Below are 19,023 nucleotides of genomic sequence, written 5' to 3'. Positions count from 1 at the left end.
GTTGGAATTGTCAGAGCAAACGCATGCCGCCCAAGCCCCATGGCGGGACTCGGGCAACTCGGTGAAGGGCCGGGGGACTGCTGGCTACCCGGCCTTCAGAACTGCCAGTCCAGGGTCAAGCCGACCCCGTGACTCTTGTCCCGGGCCCCCAGCAACCCGTTGTAATCCAGGTTGACCCGAGTCCCTCGGCCCACGGCCATGCCGGCCCGGGCGCCAATGACCGCGGCGTCGCGATCCAGGGACAGGCTCTGCACCTTGAAGCCCTGCCCGCCCTCGACGAACCCCAGGTTCATCGTGGCGTCGGTGGGGCTCAGGTGGTGCTGCCAACCCAGGGTAGCCGACAGCTCCAGGCTTCGGGTCGAGCTCAGTTGCAGGCGTTGGCCAGCGCGCAGGCCCAGGGTCGTGAGCCAGGCCTCGCGGTGGTCAGCCGCGCCCCTCAAGGCCGCGTCGCCGCCCTTCTCCTTGAAGCTGTCGCTGGCCACATTGACATAAGCCAGGTTAGCGAAGGGTTCAAGCGCCAGGGGTTGCAGGTCCAGGCTCCAGGCGGCCTCGGTGAACAGCTGGGCGCTCTGGGCGTCACGCTTGGTCTTGAGCCGCTCGGATTCCCCGGCAAACTGCAACTCGCGCTTGACGTCGATGCGGTGCCAGCTGTAGGAACCGCCCACACTCAGGCGCACGGCATCCAGTTGCTGGCCGACATAGGCCCCCAGGTGGTAGCTGTCGACCTTGGCCGAGGAATGGGTACCGTCGCCCATGTTCAGGGAACTGTCGCTGTAGCCACCGAACAGCCCCAGGCGCCGGCCCTCGCCCACTTCACCATCCACTCCGGCCAGCAAGCCGCCGATGGAGGTGTTGTAGCCGGCCTGGGAATGCCCGCCGTCGGCCTTGCCCCAGGCGCCCAGGACCTTGAACCAGGCGCCTTCATCAAGGCTCTGGGTGCCGTTGCCGACAGCCCCGGCGTCCTGGCGCAGGCGCTCGCCCATGGTGTCGCGCAGGTGACGGCCCTGGTTGATCAGGACACTGGCCACCGCCGGGTGGATCTCCCCGGACAATTGCTGGAAGGCCTGCTGGGCACTGGCGGCAGTCGGCGCCAGCAGCAGGCTTTCGAACAGCGGGCTGCCGGCCCCCAGTTGCTCGGCGGCAGCCGCCACCGACACCTGGTTGTCGGTCAGGCCGACACTGGCGAACGAGCGTGCACTGCGCTGTACCGCCAACTGCACACCAGTGGCCGAGTAGTCCAGGCTGCCGGCAAGAAACAGGTAGCTGGGCAACACCGTGCCGAAACGGCCCTGGACCCCGCCCGCCGCATCGAGGATGTCGAACTGGCGCCCCAGCACGCTGCCGCTGCCAGTGCTCGAAGGCTCCAGGACCATGGCCAGGTTGGCCCCGGCAATGGTCACCTGGCCGCTGCTGACGATCCGGTCGCTGGCGGTCGGCGACACCTCCACGGCGTAGGTCGAGCCCGGCTGGAAGGTCACGTCGCCGGCCACGTTCAGGGTGCCGATGGAGTTGCCCGGGGCCACCGTGGCCCCGGCGTTGGCCGTCAGCCCGCCGATCCGGCCATTGCCGCCGAGGGTTGCGCCCTGGTTCACCGTCACCGTCGACGTCAGGCTGCCGTTGACCGCCAGGCGGCCCTGGTTGACCAGGGTCGGGCCGGCGTAGCTGTTGTTGCCGCTGAGCACCAGGGTGCCGATGCCCTCCTTGGTCAGGCCGCCATGGCCGCTGATGTCGTTGCTCCAGATGTCGAAGCCGCAGTTGAACTGGGTACAGCGCCGCTGGGTGGGCTTGCCGGCGTCCAGCAGCGCTCCCACCCCCGGCAGGTTGGCTACCCACTGGGACGAGCCATAGGCGCCATCGATCCGCAGTTCCTGGGGGATGTCCTGCTCGGTGACCAGCATGCCCGGGCCGCGAATGCCCTTTTGCAGGTCGATCATGCCCCAGCCATACAGCTCGTCGATGCCCGGGGCGCCCATGTCCCGGGCGGTGGTGCGCAGCACCCCGGCGATCTGCGCCGCATCCATGTAGGGAAAGCGCTCCATCAGTACCGCTGCCGCACCGGCGGCATGGGGCGCGGCCATCGAGGTGCCGTTCTTGTTGGCGTAGCCGACCGTCATGTCTTCCAGGCTGGTGCCACCGATCACGGCGCTGTAGATCCGTGTACCCGGGGCCGAGACACAGAAGCTCGCGGTGTAGCCGCAGCGTGAGGAAAAGGTACTGATGGTGTAAGGCTCGGCGCTGCTGGTGTCCGGGTTCTGCTGCAAGGCCGCCACTGTCAGCCACTGCGGGGCGATTTCCGGGACGAAATAGCCCAGCCCGGCGATGGCGTCCGGGTTGTTCAGGTTGTAGTCGTTGCCGGCGGCGAAGATGGTCAGCACGCCACTGCGGGCCGCATTGATGGCACCGTCATAGGCACCGCCTTGCAAGGTGCCGAGCAAGGGCCGGATCTGGCTGAACTGGGCCTGGGCGTCACTCAGGCCGAAGTGCGGGAACGCCGGATCGCGCCCGCCCTTGGCGAATGCGTCGGTGATGCCGATGCCCCAGCTGTTGTTGATGATCCGCGCGCCACTGGCTACCAGGCCGTCCCAACCGGCCTTGTACACCGCCCCATCGTTGCCCAGGATGATGCCGTCCTCGGGGCCGGGGTCGCCGTTCTCGGCACTGATGATCTGGGCGTCGAAGGCCACCCCGTGCATGGCGCCGCCATCGCGGCTGCCGGCGGCGATACCGCCCACGTGAGTGCCGTGGGAACCGAGCTTGCCGTCCGAGCCCACCGAGGGCGTGCCGTCATAACGGAAGGCGTCTCCAGCCTTTACCGGAATGTAGGGATCGGTGTACTGGCGGATGCCGCTGGTCACCAGGGTGATGACCTTGTCGCTGCCGGCGAACTCGGGGTGCTGGGCATACACCGGCTGGTCGAAGATCCCCAGCTTGATGCCCTGGCCGGTGTAGCCGGCGGCATAGGCACTGTCGGCATGTATCGCCCCCAGGCCCCAGTCGGCCTTGAATTCGGCGCTGCGCCAACTGGCGGCGTCGCCGAGCTTGCCGGTTTCCACATAGGGCGCCGCCTGGGCACCAGTGGCCAGGGCCAGGCAACCGGCCAGGGCGCTGGCCAGCGGGCTGTACGCCCAGGGTAGCTGCCGGCAGCGAGGCCATCCGGAGCGGGTATTGCGAAGATGCGGTTGTCCAGGTTGAAACTGCTTCACTACGACCATCCTTAGTTGTATGGGCAATCGACCGGCGCGACGACGCTCTGCGCCGGGGTATGGCGACCGGCGCTTCAGAAGCGCCAGTCGAGGTTCAGCCCCACGTTGTGGAACTGTTCGGCATTGCCCAGCCGGCCCTGGTAATCCAGGCTCAGGTCCAGCTGGGCGGTGACTCCAAGGCGCGCCTGAAGCCCCAGCAGCGCCGCATCCCGGGACGCGCTTGCACTGTCCACGGCAAAGCCCGGGCCGCCGCTGGCGAATGCCAGGTGCTGGCTGGAAGTGTCATGCCCCAGGCGGTGCTGCCAGGCCAGGCTGCTGGACAGCTCCAGGGGCTGGCCGCGGCTCAGGCTGAGCCGCTTCAGGCCCCGGGCCCCCAGGCTGCCCAGCAGGGCCTCGGCGCTGTCGTCCCCGGCGCGCAGGGCCGCGGCGTCGCCCTTCTCGTGGAAGGCGTCACGCTGCAGGTGCAGGTAGGCCAGGTTGGCGAAGGGCTCCAACGTCAGGGCCGGTAGCTGCAACCGATACGCCGCCTCGCTGAACAGCTGGCTGCTGCGACCGTCGATCCGGGCCTTCTGCTTGGCGCTGGCTTCGGCGTATTGCAGGTCGCGGCGCACCTGGGCGCTATGCCAGCTGTGGCTGGCCCCCAGGCTCAGGCGCAGGTCGCCCAGGTCGCGCCCGGCATAGGCGCCCAGGTGGTAGCTGTCGATCTGCGCGCTGGAGTGGCTGGCGCCGCCCATGCGCAGCGTGGTGTCGCTGTAGCCGGCGGCCAGGCCGACCCGCGTGTCCGCGTCCAGGTCGCGGTCCAGCCCCAGCAGCACCCCACCGCCCTTGCTCTGGTAGGAACTGTGGCCCGAGTCGCCGTCAGTGCGCGCCTGCCCACCCAGGCCCTTGATCCAGAAACTCGCCTCGCCCTCCCCGGCATTTGGCCCCGGGCGCTGCAAGCGCTGGCCAAAGGCCTCGCGCAGGTCGCGGCCCTGATTGAGCAGGGTCTGCTCCAGGGCCGGGTAGATCTCCCCGGACAACTGTTGCAACGCCCCTTGAGCCGAAGCCGGCGAGGCCGACAGCAGCAGGCTTTCGTAGACCGGGTCGGCCGTGCCCAACTGCTCCACCGCCGTGGCCACCGCGCGCTGGTTGGGGCTGGCGGCCACGCTGGCAAAGGTCGCGGCGCTGCGCACCAGGCCCAGTTGCACGCCGCTGGCGGAGTAATCGACCACCGCGCCGAGAAACAGGTAGTTGGGTTGCACCAGGGCGAACTGGCCATCGATACCGCCTGCGGCCTGCAAGATATCGAACTGGCGCCCGACCAGCCCCCGGACCTGCCCGGCGCTGAGCAGGTTGGCGTTGTGTTCCAGGCTCAGGCTGAGCTGGGCGCCCTCCAGATGCGCCCGGCCGCCGGCGACGATACGGTCGCTGGCGGTCGGCGACAGCTCCACGGCGTAGGTCGAACCTGGCTGGAAACTCACATCGCCGGCCACATTCAGGGTGCCGATGGAGTTGCCCGGGGCCACGCGCGCGCCGCGGGTCGCGGTCAGCGCCGCGACCTGCCCGCTGCCACCCAGGCTCGCGCCACTGTTGACCGTGACCGCGGATGCCAGGCTGCCATTGACCACCAGCAGCCCGCCATCGACCGTGGTCGGCCCGCGATAGCTACTGTCACCGCTGAGCAACAGCCAGCCGGCCCCGGACTTGACCAGGCTGCCCTGGTACAGGCGCTGCGCGGTCGCCGCATCCCGGGCCATGCCGACCGCGTAGTCGGTCAGTTCCTGCTGGCTGGCCTGGGCCCCCGGGCCCTGCTCCCAGCCACGATCCTTGAGGGTCTGTTGCCAGGCCTGGCGCTCGGCGGCATCCTCCACCTGGCGCTGGGCCAGGGCCTGGTCGGAGATGCCGTTGCTCCACACATCGCCCTGCCCGGCCTCCAGGTTGACCTTGAATTCCCCCAGCAACTGCCCGGGCCCGTGCAATGCCCGGCCCAGGTCCGGCACGCCCCAGCCCACCAGGCTGCCAGGGGCCTGGGTCAGCGAGCCATCGAGCTGGCGGGCGGTGGTCAGCAGCACCTGCAGGGCCTGCTGGTTGTCCAGATAGGGGTAGCGCTCCATCACCAGGGCCAGGGCCCCGGTGGCATGGGGCGCGGCCATCGAAGTGCCGTTGTAGGTGGCGTAGCCGCCCCCGGGCACAGTGCTGGTGATGGCCGCGCCGGGCGTGGCCAGGCACCAGTACTTGGCGATCCCGCACTGGTTGTATTTCTGCTGGTTGTTCTTGTCCAGGCCCGAGACCGCCAGCCAGTGCCCTTCCAGCTCCGGCTGAAAATACGGCAGTGCCGATCGCACGCTGGCATTGGCATAGCCGCTGTTGCCGGCGCTGAAGACGTTGATCACCCCCTGGCGCGAGACCTGCGCCGCCGCGTCGAGCCAGGTGTCCTGGCCGAAGTGCTGGGCATAGGCGGCGTGCAGGCCCTGGAGGGTCTGGTAGCTGACGTCCTTGGGCTGGCTGCCCCAGCTGTTGTTGATGACCCGCACCCCGGCGTCGGCCAGGGCACCGTACACCGCCTGGAAATAGCGCGGGTCGGGGCCCGGGCCGAAGAGCATGCTGTCGTTGCCGTTGGTGTTGCCGACGTAGACCTGGGCATTGAAGGCCACCCCGTGCATGCCGTTGCCGTCGCGGGCGGCGCCCATGGTGCCGGTGACGTGAGTGCCGTGGGTGTCGTTGTTGGCGTTGAGCACCCCGGACACCTGGAACCCGCTACCGTCCTGGTAGTTGCCGCTGGCGATCACCGGGTGAAAGCGCAGGGACGAGGCTTCGGCATGGGCCACATCGAAGCCCGAATCCAGGGCACCGATCTTGACCCCGCTACCGGTAAGGCCGGCGGCGTAGGCCTGGTTCGCCTGCATCCGGTCCAGGCCCCAGTCCTGCAGGTATTCGGCGGAGCGCCAGCTGGCGGCATCACCGGGGCGACCGGTTTCCTGGTAGGCCGCCTGGGCCCCACCCGGCAAGTTCGCGGCAAACGCCAGGAACACCCCGGCCGCCAGCACATTGAGCTGATGAACATTCACATCCATGTTGATGACTTCTCTTGTTGTTGTTCTGGGATCGACTTTCCGTAACCGATCAGCAACCACGGCTTACTTCATGGGACTGGCTCCTTGAGGGTTCGCGCCCCACGCCCAGGGGCGCCTGCTGCGGGCAAAGCTGTCGCCGCCGCAGCCCTTTTCAGGCGGCTGCGGGGCCTCTAGCGCTGGATATCGGTGAGGGTCAGGCGAAGACCAGGCCCGAGCCCGAAAGGCTGTCCATGCCGACCCCCACCAGGGTCACCGAGAACTCGCCGACACTGAGCAGGGTGTCGTTGCCGTTCTGCGACAAATGCTGGCTGTAGTCGTAATGGGCGTCGACCCCGGGCACGCCCATGAACACCAGCTTGTCGGTGTTCTGGTAGCCGTGGATCAGGTCGAAGCCGAAGTTGCCGCTGAACAGGAAGGTATTGCCCCCGCCACCGCTGGAGTGCATGACGTCGTTGCCGGTGCCGCCGACGAAGGTCACGTTGGCCTTGTCGCTGCTCAGCAGGTCATCGCCGCCATGGCCGAACAGCCAGTCGCCATCGACGCTGGCTACCAGCGCATTGCCGTAGGCATCGCCGTTGAGGGAATGGTTGTAGGCGGTCCACTGGTTGCCGTTCTGCAAGCCGTCGGCGGTGACGCTGTGGCTCACGTCCTTGCCGAACAGTTGCCACCAGCTTCCGGTCTCGTGGCTGACCAGGGCGCCGACGTCCCGGGTCATGCTGATGCCGCCGTAGGCATCACGGATATACAGGGTGCCGTCGCCGTCATTGGCGATGGAAAAGTTCTTCAGCGGCTGTTGCAGTTCCAGCACGTTATGGCCCTGCCCGCCATGGATGATGTTGTAGCCGCCGTCATCGCGGAAGCGATCATCGCCGGCCCCGCCATCCAGGTAGTCGTTGCCCTTGCCGCCGTGCAGCAGGTCGTTGCTCTGGGTGCCGATGATGAAGGTGCTACCGGTGTGTTTTTCCGCGTACAGGTTGAGGTCCTTGACCCAGACCTGATCGCGCTTGCCCTCGGACAGGTTGGAAATAACCACGGTGGAGTCGCGGCTGGTCAGGTCATAGAAATCCGAGTTGATCAGGCGGTTGAGGCCGCCGGCGTAGTCCACCGCACTATGGGCCGACCAGGACTGCGGATTGAGGATGCTCTGGGGAATCAACTTGCCCAGGAATGATGAATAGTGATCGGTGAAGCTGACGATGTTGTTGGTCGCCGATTCCTGGGGCTTGTCGTGGGTGCCCAGGGACGAGGCGTTGAAATGAGTGCCGTCCAGGGCGCGGAACACCGGGTCGTTTTCATAACCGATGTTCAGCACCTGCGAGCTGTTGGCGCTCTGAGTCGGCGAGGCGAAGGCCACGTAGCTGGCGTCCTGGTAGAAGCCGCCCCAGTGATCGCTGCTCATGGCCGCCAGGCTGTTGACCCCAAGGCCGCCCAGGCTGTGGCCGGTGACCAGCACATCGCTGCCGCTCAAGCCCTGGGCCGCAGCAAAGGCCGCGACCTTGCCCAGCAGGTTGTCAAAGGCCAGGCGGCTGTAGTTGTCGGCAAAGCCCGACACGAAGGCCGCCTGCAGGTCGTTGATACCGTCCTTGAGGCTGTCGGTGCCGCGAAAGCTGATGCCGATGGACAGCAACTGCCCGGCCGCGTCGTATTTGCCCAGCACCTCGACCTGGGCGTCGCTGACAATCGCCTGCTCGCCGGAAATCGTGCCCTGGGCGCTGACGTTGCCCTGGTAGCCCAGCTGGCTGGCGCTGATGGGGCGCCAGGCGGTGCCCGGCAGCGCCTCGCCGGTGGGTGTGGAGGCGTACAGCGCCAGAGTGATGGCCTCGCTGTAGAGGGCCTTGCCGTCACCGCCAAGGGCGGTCTTGTAATCGAAGATACTCATGCTCATTCCTCTTTTTTATTGTCCCTGAGCCTGCGGTCGGCAAGGCCTCCTAAGGCTGCGCGCGCTGGCCGAAAGCCTCGTCGACCCTGGCCAGATCCTCTTCCCGCAGAGTGCCTGCGTAGTAGTGCAGCTTGGTCCAGGCCATCAAGTAGTCATAGCGCGCCTGGGCCAGGTCGCGGCGGGTGGTGTAGAGCTGCTGTTCGGCGTTCAGTGCATCGAGGTTGACCCGTTCGCCCCCCAGGATGCTCTGCTTGGTCGAGACCACCAGGGCCTCGGCCGAAGTCAGGGCTTTCTGGTAGGCCCGCAACTTGCTCACCCCCGATAGACAGGCACTGAATTGGCGGCGGAGTTCAATCAGGGTTTCCCGGGTCTTGCCGTCCAGTTCGTACTCGGCCTGTTCCATGGAGCGGCTGGCCTGGCGGGTCGAGGCCGAGACCCCGCCCCCGGCATACAACGGCACGCTGACTTCGATACCGATGGTGTTGGTGTCGTAGCGCTGGTTGTAGGTGTTGCCGCTTTCCGATTCGTTCTGGCGCAGGGTGGCGTAGGCGCTGAGCTTGGGCAGGTGCCCGGCGCGGTTGCGCTCCACCTCGTAGCGCGCGACCTCGACCCGCTGGCGCTGGGAAGCCAGCACCGGGTTGTTGCTCAGGGCCATCTCGTGCCAGGTGTCGTAGTTGGCCGGAGTCAGGGAGAAGGACTGGAAGCCTTCCTGCAAGGGGTCCAGATCCCGCACATCGAGGTTCGGCTCGCCGGTCAGGGCCGCCAGCTCGCGCAAGGCCGCGTCCTGCTCGTCCCGGGCTTCGATCTCTTCGGCGGTGGCCAATTCGTAGCGCGACTCGGCTTCGAGGATGTCGGTGCGGGTGCCCTCGCCCTGCTGGAACATGTGCCGGTTCTGCTGGAACTGCTGCTCGAAGGCCTTTTTCTTGGCCAGGGCGATGTCGATCTGGTCCTGGGCGAACAGCGCCTTGGTGTAGTAGCTCAGCACCCGCACCAGCAACTCCTGGCTCTTGCCGCGAAAGTTCTCGTCGGCAAACAGCGCCTGGGCCACGCCCTTGCGGTAATTGGCGTAGGCCTCGTAGTCGATCAGCGGCTGCTGCAGGGTCAGGGACGAACCGTAGCTGTCGTAGTTGCGTTTTTCGGTAATGGTGCCGCGCACCGTATCCAGGTAGCTGACCTTGGAATTGTTATGGCCCTTGTTGTAGCTGTAGCCGACCTTGGGCAGCAGCCCGGCACGGCCGATGGCGCGGTTTTCAAGGCCGGCGTCGCGTTCCTTGATGGCGCCGAGGAACACCGGGTCGTTGCGCAGGGCCTGTTCGTAGATCTGGAACGGGCCCACCGCCTGGGCCGTCTGGCAGGCCAACAGCGCCAGAGCCGCCGCGAGAATGGAAAGCTTACTCATACGACGCGACATCCTTATTCTTCGGTCAGTGCAGAACCTGCCCGGTCGAGCAGTGGCTTGAACAGGTAATTGAGCAGGGAACGCTCGCCAGTGCGCACGAACATTTCCGCCGGCATGCCGGGCTTGATCACCAGGCCGTTGAGCTTCTCCATGGCCTGGTCGCTGACACTGCTGCGCAGCACGTAGTAGGGCATGCCGGTTTTCTCGTCGAGCATCTGGTCGGCGGAAATCAGGCTGACTTCGCCCGGCACCCGTGGCGTGCGGCTCTGGTTGAAGGCGGTGAACAGGATGTCCACCGGCAAGTGGGTGCCGACCTTGTCCACCAGGTTCACCGGCAGCCGCCCTTCCACCTCCAGGTGAGTGCCCTGGGGCACGATTTCCAGCAGGGTCTCGCCCTGTCGCACCACCGCGCCCTCGGTGTGCACCCCGAGATTGACCGCGATGCCGTCGGCGGTGGCGATGATCTCGCTGTGCTGCAAATCGAAACCGGCAGAGGTCAGTTGCTGCTCCAGGGTCTGGGTCTTGAGCTGGGCTTCGGCCAACTGGCTGCGCACCTCTTTCTGGTATTCCTCGCTGTGCTGTTGCAGCTTGAGCCGGGATTCGAGGATGCCCTGCTCCACTCGCCCGCTTTCCCCGGTGTTCTGCGCCAGTTCCTGCTGCACCTGGGACAGTTGGCGCTGATATTCCAGCAGGCGATTGCGCGGGATGTAGCCGTTGTCCGCCAAAGGTTGCAGGTTGCTCAGTTGCTGGCGCAGGGATTCGGCCTGGCTACCGAGGTCGGTGCGGGCCCGGCGCATGCCGGCCAGTTGCGCGGTGGCGCCTTCGATATTGGCACGGATGCCCGCCTGCTCCCGGGAGAATGCCTCGCGCCGGCTGCTGAACAACTGGCGCTGGCCCTCCAGCACCAGGGCCAGGCGCGGATCGTCGCTGTCGCTCAGGGGCGCGGGGAAATCCACCTGCTTGAGGTTGTCGCGCTCGCTGCGCCAGCGCGCCAGGCTGGCCATGGCCATGCGGTACTGGGCTTGCAGCGATTGCACGTCCGCCGCCACCTGGGTCTGGTCCAGGCGGAACAGCGGCTGGCCCTGTTTCACGCTTTCGCCCTCGCGCACCAGGATCCGGCTGACCACCCCGCTGCTCATGGACTGCACCGCCTTGCGCTTGCCGGACACCACCACCGTGCCTTGCACCGGAATGCCCTGGTCCAGGGGCGCCAGCGCCGCCCAGACGAAGAAACTGCCCGCCCCCACCAGGGCCAGGATCCAGCCCATGCGGGCGAAAAAGCCCGCGTCACGCTCGACCCGTTCCGGCGCGTAACCCTCTTCGATCATCATGTTGCTGTCCTTGCTCATGCGCCTGAATTCCGTGTCGGAGCCTGGTATTGCCGGCTCATGCTGAGGCCGCCGGGTGCCGCTGCAACGGGCTTGGGCGCCTCCTGGGCCTGGGCTTGCTGGCCGCCGGCCAGGGCCTTGAGCACTTCCTGGCTCGGGCCGAAGGCCTGCAAGCGGCCTTCGTTGAGTACCAGCAGTTTGTCGGCCAGGGCCAGCACCGAGGAACGGTGGGTCACCAGCACCACGCTGGTGCCCCGGGCCTTGAGCTGGGCAATGGCCGCCGCCAGGGCACTTTCGCCCACGGTATCGAGGTTGGAATTGGGTTCGTCCAGCACCACCAGGCTCGGGCTGCCATACAGCGCCCGGGCCAGGGCCACCCGCTGCTTCTGGCCACCGGACAGGCCGCTGCCGTCATCGCCGAGCACGGTGTCGTAGCCCTGGGGCAGGCGCAGGATCAGCTCATGCACCCCGGCCATCTGCGCGGCCTGGACCACCTGCTCCGGGTCGGCCTGGCGAAAGCGTGCGATGTTCTCGGCGATGCTGCCGGTAAACAGCTCGATATCCTGGGGCAGATAGCCGATGTAGGGCCCCAGTTCGTCACGGTTCCAGCGATGGATATCGGCCCCGTCCAGGCGCACGGTGCCGCCCAGGGTCGGCCATACGCCCACCAGTACCCGGGCCAGGGTCGACTTGCCGGAACCGGAAGCCCCCAGCACGCCAAGCACTTCGCCGGCATTGATGCTGAAGTTCACCTGTTGCAGGGTCGCCATCCGCCGTCCGGGTGGGCCGGCGCTGACCTGCTCGAAGCTCACCTGACCCTTGGGCGCCGGCAAGGACATCGCCGTATCGCTGGGCGGGAACTCGCGCAGCAGCGCATCCAGGCGGCCGTAGGCCAGCTTGGCCGAACTCCATTGTTTCCACACCGCGATCAACTGGTCGATGGGGCTCAGCACCCGGCCCATGAGGATCGAACCGGCAATCATCATCCCGGCGGTCATGTCGCCCTTGATCACCAGCAAGGCACCCAGGCCCAGCACCAGGGATTGCAGGCACAGGCGCAAGGTCTTGCTCAGGGAGCTGATCACCGAGCCGGTATCGCTGGCCTGGTTCTGCAGGCCGAGGAAGCGCGAGTGCACGGCGAACCAGCGTTTGCGCAAGGCGCCGAGCATGCCCATGGCCTGGATGGTTTCGGCGTTGTGCAGGTGGCTGGTGGCCAGCTGGGTGGAACGCTGCGAAAAACCGCTGGCCTCGGCCAGGTCCTTCTTGGTCATCGCTTCGTTGAGGTACGCCAGGGCAATCAGCAACAACGCGCCTACAGTGGCGAACACTCCGAGCCAGACGTTGAAGGCGTAGATCACCAGCAGGTAGATGGGGAACCAGGGTGCATCGAAGAAGGCGAACAGTGCCGGCCCGGTGAGGAACTGGCGAATATGGGTCAAATCCCCCAGGGACTGCCCCGCATGGCCCTCGCCCCGGGACAGGTTGCGCTCGAACGCGGCCTGGTAGACCCGCAGGTTGAAGCGGCGCTCCAGCTGGCTGCCGATGCGGATCACGATAAAGCTGCGCAGCACTTCCAGAAGACCGATAAAGACGAAGAAGCCCACCACCATCAATGACAGCATCACCAGGGTGGTTTCATTCTGCGACGACAGTACCCGGTCGTAGACCTGCAACATATAGATGGAAGGCACCAGCATCAGCACGTTAATCAACGCAGTGAAACAACCGACACTGATGAGGATGCCCTTATATTCGCCCAGTGCCTTGAACAGTGGTGCAGGATGATTGTTCTTCACCATTTCTAACATTTTCCCTGAGCTGTTAATCCGCGCCCGCTAGCGTGGAACCAATGTAGCCTACAACTAACAACCCGCACTACTTAGTTGCTGAATCCTGCGGACACGAATAATTCGGACAGCTGTATCCAACAGCAGCCCGAACATGTTCCTGCCGGCCAAGAGAGTGGCGATATAATGGCAGTCGTTTATTAGACGAACACACTCATCGCTTAATTAGCGGCGCGTTGTAACACAATCAGACCGTCGGCTTTCAGGCGGGCTTCGTAGAGGCCCTCTTTCTGGCGACTGAAGAAAATGATTTTCGAGCCTTCGCGGCCGGTAATGGCAATGCCATCGGGCTCCGGGAACCAGCCCACCGCGGCTTCCCCGAGCCATTTCGACAGGCAGTCGGCGCCGTCGCCCAGGGCGGCGTTGTGCAACAGGTCCAGGGTGCAACCTTCAGCGGGTGCGGCTGCCTGTCGCAGCTGCCAGTGTCCAACCAGTTCCGAGGGGTCCGCCAAGCGCAGGCTGCTTGCCATGGTGATTGCTCCATAAAAGATCATCAGTGTCGCCAGCAGCCATCGGGCCGCCCGGCAACAGGAAATATGCAGGGTCATAGGGTGCTCCGTTCGCCCGGTAGACTCGCTCAGGCCAGGGCCCAAAGCAAGAACGCAGAGCCGCTCGACTGCGCGGCCCTGTGCTCATTTCACTCAGGCGACGATGTCGCTGACCGCTGCCTGGCCCACGGTGCTGACCAGGAAGTCCGCCACGCCATGCCCGGAGAAGTCCACGGACAAGGTGCTCACGCCCCCGGAGGTGGTGAGGATCGCGTCACCCGCCGCGCCGGTGAAGGCGTTGACGAAGTGCAGGCCGGCGCCCTTGGTGATCCCGGTCAGATCGATCTTGTCCAGGCCGCTGACAAAATCCATGATCTGGTCGGCCGCACCCGGCTTGGAGTCGGTGCTGGCGGCGAACACGAAGGTGTCCGAGCCCGAGCCGCCCCACAGCTGATCTGCACCGCCGGCGCCGTAGATGATGTCGTTGCCGGCACCACCCTTGAGCACGTTGGCGGCGTTGTTGCCGATCAACAGGTCGTTGCCCGAACCGCCGATGGCGTTCTCCACGGTCACGCCCTGAGCGATGGAAACGTTACCCACCATGCCGCCAACGTCGGAGAACGAGGCTTCATTGAGGTTGATCTTCTGGTTCTGGGTGAAACCGGAGAAATCCAGGGTATCGTTGCCGCCACCGTCCCACACCGAGAACACCAGCTTGTCGGAAGACGAGCTGGCGCTGTAGAAATCACGCCCGGTGTTGGAGTTGAAGCCGTAGGTGGTATCGCCGGCACGGGTGCTGTAGTTGGCACCGTAGAGTTTCTGGATAGCCGCGATATCGTCCATCAGCGGGCCGGACGAATAGGCTTCGACCCCGCCCTTACTGAAGTTCTGGCTGGTATTGCTTTCACTCCAGTAGCTCATGACGCTGTAGCCACGGGTGTCCTGGCCGTAGCTGGCGTCCTTGTAGCTGGGGTTGCCTTCGCCGGCGTTGTAGTCGCCAGGGTGAGCCAGGCCCAGGGTGTGACCGATCTCATGGGTCAGGGTCTGACGGCCATAGTTGTTCAGGTCGGGGTTCTTGTTCTGGGTGTAGCTGCTGTTGATCAGGTACCATGAGGTGCCGTCGTAGCCGGCGCCGGTACCTGGCAGGTAGGCAAATGCCGCCGCGCCATCCTGGCCACCGCTGTAGTTGCCGAAGGTCATGTGGGCGTCGCCACCCGAGGCTTTCTCGGTAAACACGACGTTGGCCACGTCAGCCCAGGACTGCATGGCCAGGACTGCCTGGGCCTTCTGCTGGGCGCTGAACTGGCTGAACCCGGAGATGCCATGCTTGTACATGGTGCTCGAGGAAGCCGAGGTCAGGAAGGTATAGGTCAGATCGATCTTGCCGTTACCGTTCAGGTCCTTATAGGCAGCGCCGTCACGCAGCAGTTGCGTGGCGGCCTGATCGACCGAGAACGAAGGTTTGCCATTGACCGTGAGATTGCCGCCACGATCGTATTGGTGGCTGAAGCTATTGATCTGGTTATACGCCGAACTTGCTGCGGCCAAAGGCACCAGTTGTTGTTCGGCAGATGCAATAGCGTTCTCTGTTACTTTCGACATAAACACACTTCCTTGTAATCAATGGAACAGTTTTTGTCAGATAGCGACAATCCCTGGCGAGATCGTCCTATCACTCGCCCTAAGCAGGCGCAAGAAAACTGACACAATTTGAAATCAGGCGTCCACTACTTTTTTGACGTCAAATCTCACTGTTCCAGCGAACTCCAGCAAACAATGACTGTACAGTCGAAAGATTCTTTTCCAACTGATTAACGGCAGTCATTGTCCGACAATCTACAATTTAATTATTAAATATCCATATAAACAGTTATGTCGACCGCGTCGCACTTCTTAGTCCGTTAACTTCTGTTCCAACCAGTTAGTTCCAATGTTTCCAGCAACACTTGCGCACTCAGGGCCGGCACTTGCACGCCGTCGGCGCTGGTCATGGGCACCCCCGCCAGCAGGGCGTTGATGATGGCTTCCTCCACCGCTTCGGCGGCTGCGCTGAACAAGGGCGAGATGTGATCGTTGTTGAGCATCGCCAGCGGTGTGCTGAAACCCAGGCCCTTGCGCCCGTAGTCCGCCGTCGGCAAGTCCCGGTTTCCCGTGGCAAAGGCCAGGAAGATATCGCCGCTGGAATCCTCGGTGCCTCCGCCGGTGCGGGCGATGCCGATGGATGCGCGCTGGGCCAGGCGCTGGCACTGGTGCGGCAACAGCGGCGCATCGGTGGCCAGTATCACCACGATCGAGCCCATGCCCGGGGTCCCGCGCTCGGCAAACGGCGAAGGGATATGCCCCAGCCGGCGCCCCACTGGATAGCCATCGACCCGCAGTTCCTCGCGCTTGCCGTGGTTGGCCTGGACCAGGGCGCCGACGGTGTAGCCGCCCTGCTCGGCCGTCAGCCGCCGCGACGCCGTACCGATGCCGCCCTTGAACTCATGGCAGATCATCCCGGTGCCGCCGCCGACCGCGCCCTCGGTCACCGGCCCGGACTCGGCGCAGGCCATGGCTTCGCGCACCTGCTGCACACCCACATGCTGGCCCCAGATGTCATTCAACAGGCCGTCGTAGGTTTCCATCACCACTGGCATGCACCAGTACACCGCCGGGTCTTGCAATGCCTCGCGCTCCAGGGCGATCAAGGCATCGCGCACCACGCCCACACTGTGGGTGTTGGTGATCGCCAGCGGCGTGGTCAGGGTGCCGGCCTCGCGAATCCACTCCAGGCCCGTGGCATCGCCATTGCCGTTGAGCACATGGCAACCGGCAAAGCACGGCTGCTGGCGGGCGTGCCCGGCCCGGGGCTGGACCAGGGTAACCCCAGTGCGCACCTGCTTGCCGTCCACGCTGGCATTCAAGGTGCTGTGGCCGACCCGCACCCCGGGAACATCGGTGATCGCATTGAACGGGCCTGGCGTCCCCAGGCCCAGGCGGATGCCCAATTGACGTGCTCGCATAACCACTCCTTACAGTTTCTGAAACGCCGGGCTGTACCGGCCGTTGGTGCCATAGAGGATCACCGACAGCGCCAGCAGCCCGATGATGACCATGATGTCCCGCAGGGACGCTTCGAGGAACAGATTGACCAGCAGGTAACCCGCGCCGAGCACCGCCAGCAAGGCCGGCAGCGGCCACAGCGGCATGCGGTAGGGATGCTCGCGGTCGCGCAGCAGTACCCGGCTCATCAGCGCGCTGAGGGCGACGATCAGGTACACCAGCATGATCAGCAGCACGCTGAAGGACGTCAGGTCCGCCAGGTTCGAGCTGAAGCTCAGCACCGCCGAGGGAATGGCCAGGAACAGGGTCGCCAGCCAGGGTGAATCCCAGCGCGGGTGAATGCGGGTGAACAGGCGATTGACAGTGGGCGTCCACAGTGCATCGCGGCCACTGCTGAACACCACCCGACCGATCTGGATGACGATGGCGACAATGGCATTGAACACCGAAAGGAAAATCCCGCCGCTGACCACCCGGGCCAGGGTCTCGTTGCCATGGCTGGTGAGCAGGTAACCGATGGGGTCGGGGCTGGCGAGCATCGCGCTCAAGGACGGCGCGCCGATCAGCAGCGCGGTGAGCGGCACCAGTTCGATGATCACCACCAGCACCAGGGACCACAGCACCGCCTTGTGCACCCCGCGGCCCTTGCATTTCATGTCTTCGGCCAGCAGCACCGCCGGGCCGTAGCCGTTGTAGGAAAACAGGCCGATGCCCACCGCGCCGATCACCAGTGCCCAGGGCGCCAGTTGCAAGGCGCCGTGATCGACGATCTGCGGTTGCAGCAGAATGCTCACCGGCTGCGAGGCATTGCCGAAGCCGAGCCAGACGATCACCAGCAAGGCCGCCACTTCCAGCAGCAGGCACGTGCCGGTGATCCAGGCATTGAGCTTTATATTGAGGATGCCCAGCAGGTAACTGCAGACCACGATCACCAGGGCCACGGTCTGGGAATCGAAGTTCGTGCCCAGGGCGTTGTTCAGGTAGGTGGCGGCACCAGTGGCCAGCACCGGCGGAATGAACAGCAGCATCACCAGCACCGTGAGGAAGGTGGCATAGCCGGCCATGCCGCCGAACACTCGCTTGGCGTATACATACTCGCCGCCGGCGCTGTTGTGGGCGCGGCCCAGCTCGGCGTAGCAAAAGGCGAACATCAGGGCCAGCAACCCGGCCATGACGAAGGCCAGGAACACCCCGCTACCGGCCTGATGGATGGCGAAGGGGGCGATCACGAACACTGAACTGGCGGGGGTCACACCGGACACGGTGATGGCCACCACATCGAACACACTCAAGGTAGGTTTCAGCGCACCGTCGGGCGCAGAGGGAGAGCTCATATCGTTATCCTCGTGTTTATTGTTGGTCTGAGGCAGAAACGAAATTCATCGGGCGGGTGCGTTCTGGGGCGCACTTGCTGGGAGCTACTTTAGGCAGATGCAGACCATCACCCAATTCCCCTATTGGAGTACTCCCCTTGACGACGGCGGTTAAATCGACGAAACCGGGCCACGACATTTCAGCGGATCAACGGAGCAACGCCTTTGAGTAACCTGTTCAGGGAAGTGGGCCTGCATGCCGGCCTGGGCCGCACCCTCACATTGATCGGCAATCCACGCTTCTGGAAACAGCTGATCCTGCTGCTGCACCAGGCTACGCCGTTCGACAACGCCCTGGCGATCTTCTACCCGCTGGACGGCCCGCCCCGGGCCCTGGAGGAATATGACGCCGAACCCAGCAGCAAGCCGGCGTCCATGCTCACCTACCTCAACGGCCTGTACCTGCTGGACCCCTTCTTCCAGGCCTGTCGCGAAGGCTACCCCAGCGGCCTGTACCGCCTGGAAGAAGTGGCCCCGGACCATTTTCGCCAGAGCGAATACTTTCTCAGCTACTTTCACGACAACGTCCTGGAAGACGAAGTGCAGTTGATTCTGCAACTGCCCGAGGCTGGCACCCTGTCGCTTTCCCTAGGCAGCCAGCGCGTCTTCAGCCACGACGAGATCGGCCTGCTCACCACCTTTTCAGCCTGGGTACTGCCGCTGATGGAGCAGCACTGGCAACACAGCCAGGCCCGCCCCCAAGGCCCTGCGCCCCAGGAAATGGCCAGCCAGATCCGCGACGCCCTGAGCCATTTCGGCAGCGCCGTACTTTCGGAGCGGGAGCTGGAGATAGCCCGCCTGATCCTTCGGGGATTTTCTTCAAAGGCCATGGCGGAACGGCTGAAGATCTCGCCGGACACCATCAAGGTCCACCGCCGCCACCTCTACGCCAAGCTGGATATCTCCAGCCAGCCGGAGCTGTTCTCGCTGTTTATCCAATCCCTGGGGCACGACCTGGAAAATCCGTGATTGCCGGTCTGCCAGCGGCCATCTGCCGCCCGTCATCTGCTATCCGCTATCTGCTATCTGCTATCTGCTATCTGCTATCTGCTATCTGCTATCTGCTATCTGCTATCTGCTATCGGTAGGAGCTGGCTTGCCAGCGAAGGCGCCCTCAAGTTCGACGCATGCCTTACGGTCCTTTTCGTCGGCAAGCCGGCTCCTACAGACGAAGGCGCACTCAAGAGCGACGCATGCCTTACGGCCTTCTTCGCCGGCAAGCCGGCTCCTACAGACGAAGGCGCACTCAAGAGCGGCGCATGCCTTGCGGCCTTATTCGCCGGCAAGCCGGCTCCTACAGACGAAGGCGCACTCAAGAGCGGCGCATGCCTTACGGCCTTATTCGCCGGCAAGCCGGCTCCTACAGGCGAAGGCGCAATCAAGAGCGACGCATGCCTTACGGCCTTATTCG

General features: G+C 64.8%; 12 protein-coding genes. 2 read left to right on the top strand and 10 right to left on the bottom strand.

Going from position 1 to position 19,023, the window contains the following annotated elements; translation table 11 throughout:
• Positions 1-95: 95 nt before the first annotated feature.
• From AC1RCO_RS04725 to AC1RCO_RS04680, 10 genes are all read right to left on the bottom strand, one after another.
• Positions 96-3,212: an autotransporter domain-containing protein gene (locus tag AC1RCO_RS04725; RefSeq protein WP_404672644.1), complete on the bottom strand. Its 3,117-nt coding sequence runs from the start codon at positions 3,210-3,212 to the stop codon at positions 96-98.
• A gap of 65 nt (positions 3,213-3,277) precedes the next feature.
• The gene (eprS, locus tag AC1RCO_RS04720; protein ID WP_492617444.1) at positions 3,278-6,256 is read right to left on the bottom strand and encodes an autotransporter serine peptidase EprS; all 2,979 of its coding nucleotides are present in this window, start codon (positions 6,254-6,256) and stop codon (positions 3,278-3,280) included.
• A 193-nt stretch (positions 6,257-6,449) separates the two neighbouring features.
• Positions 6,450-8,135 carry a polyurethane esterase B gene (gene pueB / locus AC1RCO_RS04715; RefSeq protein WP_015635756.1) on the bottom strand — a complete coding sequence of 562 codons (1,686 nt, stop codon included), beginning with the start codon at positions 8,133-8,135 and terminating at the stop codon, positions 6,450-6,452.
• A 49-nt stretch (positions 8,136-8,184) separates the two neighbouring features.
• Positions 8,185-9,534: a TolC family outer membrane protein gene (locus AC1RCO_RS04710; protein ID WP_492617443.1), complete on the bottom strand. Its 1,350-nt coding sequence runs from the start codon at positions 9,532-9,534 to the stop codon at positions 8,185-8,187.
• Positions 9,535-9,548: 14 nt separating this feature from the next.
• On the bottom strand, positions 9,549-10,865 hold the full coding sequence (locus AC1RCO_RS04705) for an HlyD family type I secretion periplasmic adaptor subunit (protein WP_370059505.1): 1,317 nt from the start codon (positions 10,863-10,865) through the stop codon (positions 9,549-9,551).
• 14 nt (positions 10,866-10,879) lie between these two features.
• Complete coding sequence (locus AC1RCO_RS04700) at positions 10,880-12,661, bottom strand: type I secretion system permease/ATPase (RefSeq protein WP_011061492.1); 1,782 nt, start codon at positions 12,659-12,661, stop codon at positions 10,880-10,882.
• Between the two features lie 209 nt (positions 12,662-12,870).
• A complete protein-coding gene (locus AC1RCO_RS04695) occupies positions 12,871-13,257 on the bottom strand; it encodes an AprI/Inh family metalloprotease inhibitor (protein ID WP_492617442.1) in 387 nt (128 codons plus the stop codon).
• A 93-nt stretch (positions 13,258-13,350) separates the two neighbouring features.
• Complete coding sequence (locus tag AC1RCO_RS04690) at positions 13,351-14,799, bottom strand: serralysin family metalloprotease (protein WP_011061494.1); 1,449 nt, start codon at positions 14,797-14,799, stop codon at positions 13,351-13,353.
• A 299-nt stretch (positions 14,800-15,098) separates the two neighbouring features.
• A complete protein-coding gene (locus tag AC1RCO_RS04685; protein WP_123473442.1) occupies positions 15,099-16,199 on the bottom strand; it encodes a DmpA family aminopeptidase in 1,101 nt (366 codons plus the stop codon).
• A 9-nt stretch (positions 16,200-16,208) separates the two neighbouring features.
• On the bottom strand, positions 16,209-17,573 hold the full coding sequence (locus AC1RCO_RS04680; RefSeq protein WP_019095316.1) for an APC family permease: 1,365 nt from the start codon (positions 17,571-17,573) through the stop codon (positions 16,209-16,211).
• Positions 17,574-17,777: 204 nt separating this feature from the next.
• Here AC1RCO_RS04680 and AC1RCO_RS04675 point away from each other — a divergent pair, with 204 nt between their 5' ends.
• Together AC1RCO_RS04675 and AC1RCO_RS04670 are read left to right on the top strand one after the other, a co-directional pair.
• Positions 17,778-18,581 carry a helix-turn-helix transcriptional regulator gene (locus AC1RCO_RS04675; RefSeq protein WP_015635760.1) on the top strand — a complete coding sequence of 268 codons (804 nt, stop codon included), beginning with the start codon at positions 17,778-17,780 and terminating at the stop codon, positions 18,579-18,581.
• Positions 18,582-19,023, top strand: a 442-nt coding sequence (locus tag AC1RCO_RS04670) for a hypothetical protein (RefSeq protein WP_492617441.1), incomplete at its 3' end; no start/stop codon positions are given.

This window comes from Pseudomonas sp. GW823-FHT03E05 (assembly GCF_058796855.1).
This window is presented reverse-complemented; position numbering and strand designations above follow the sequence as displayed.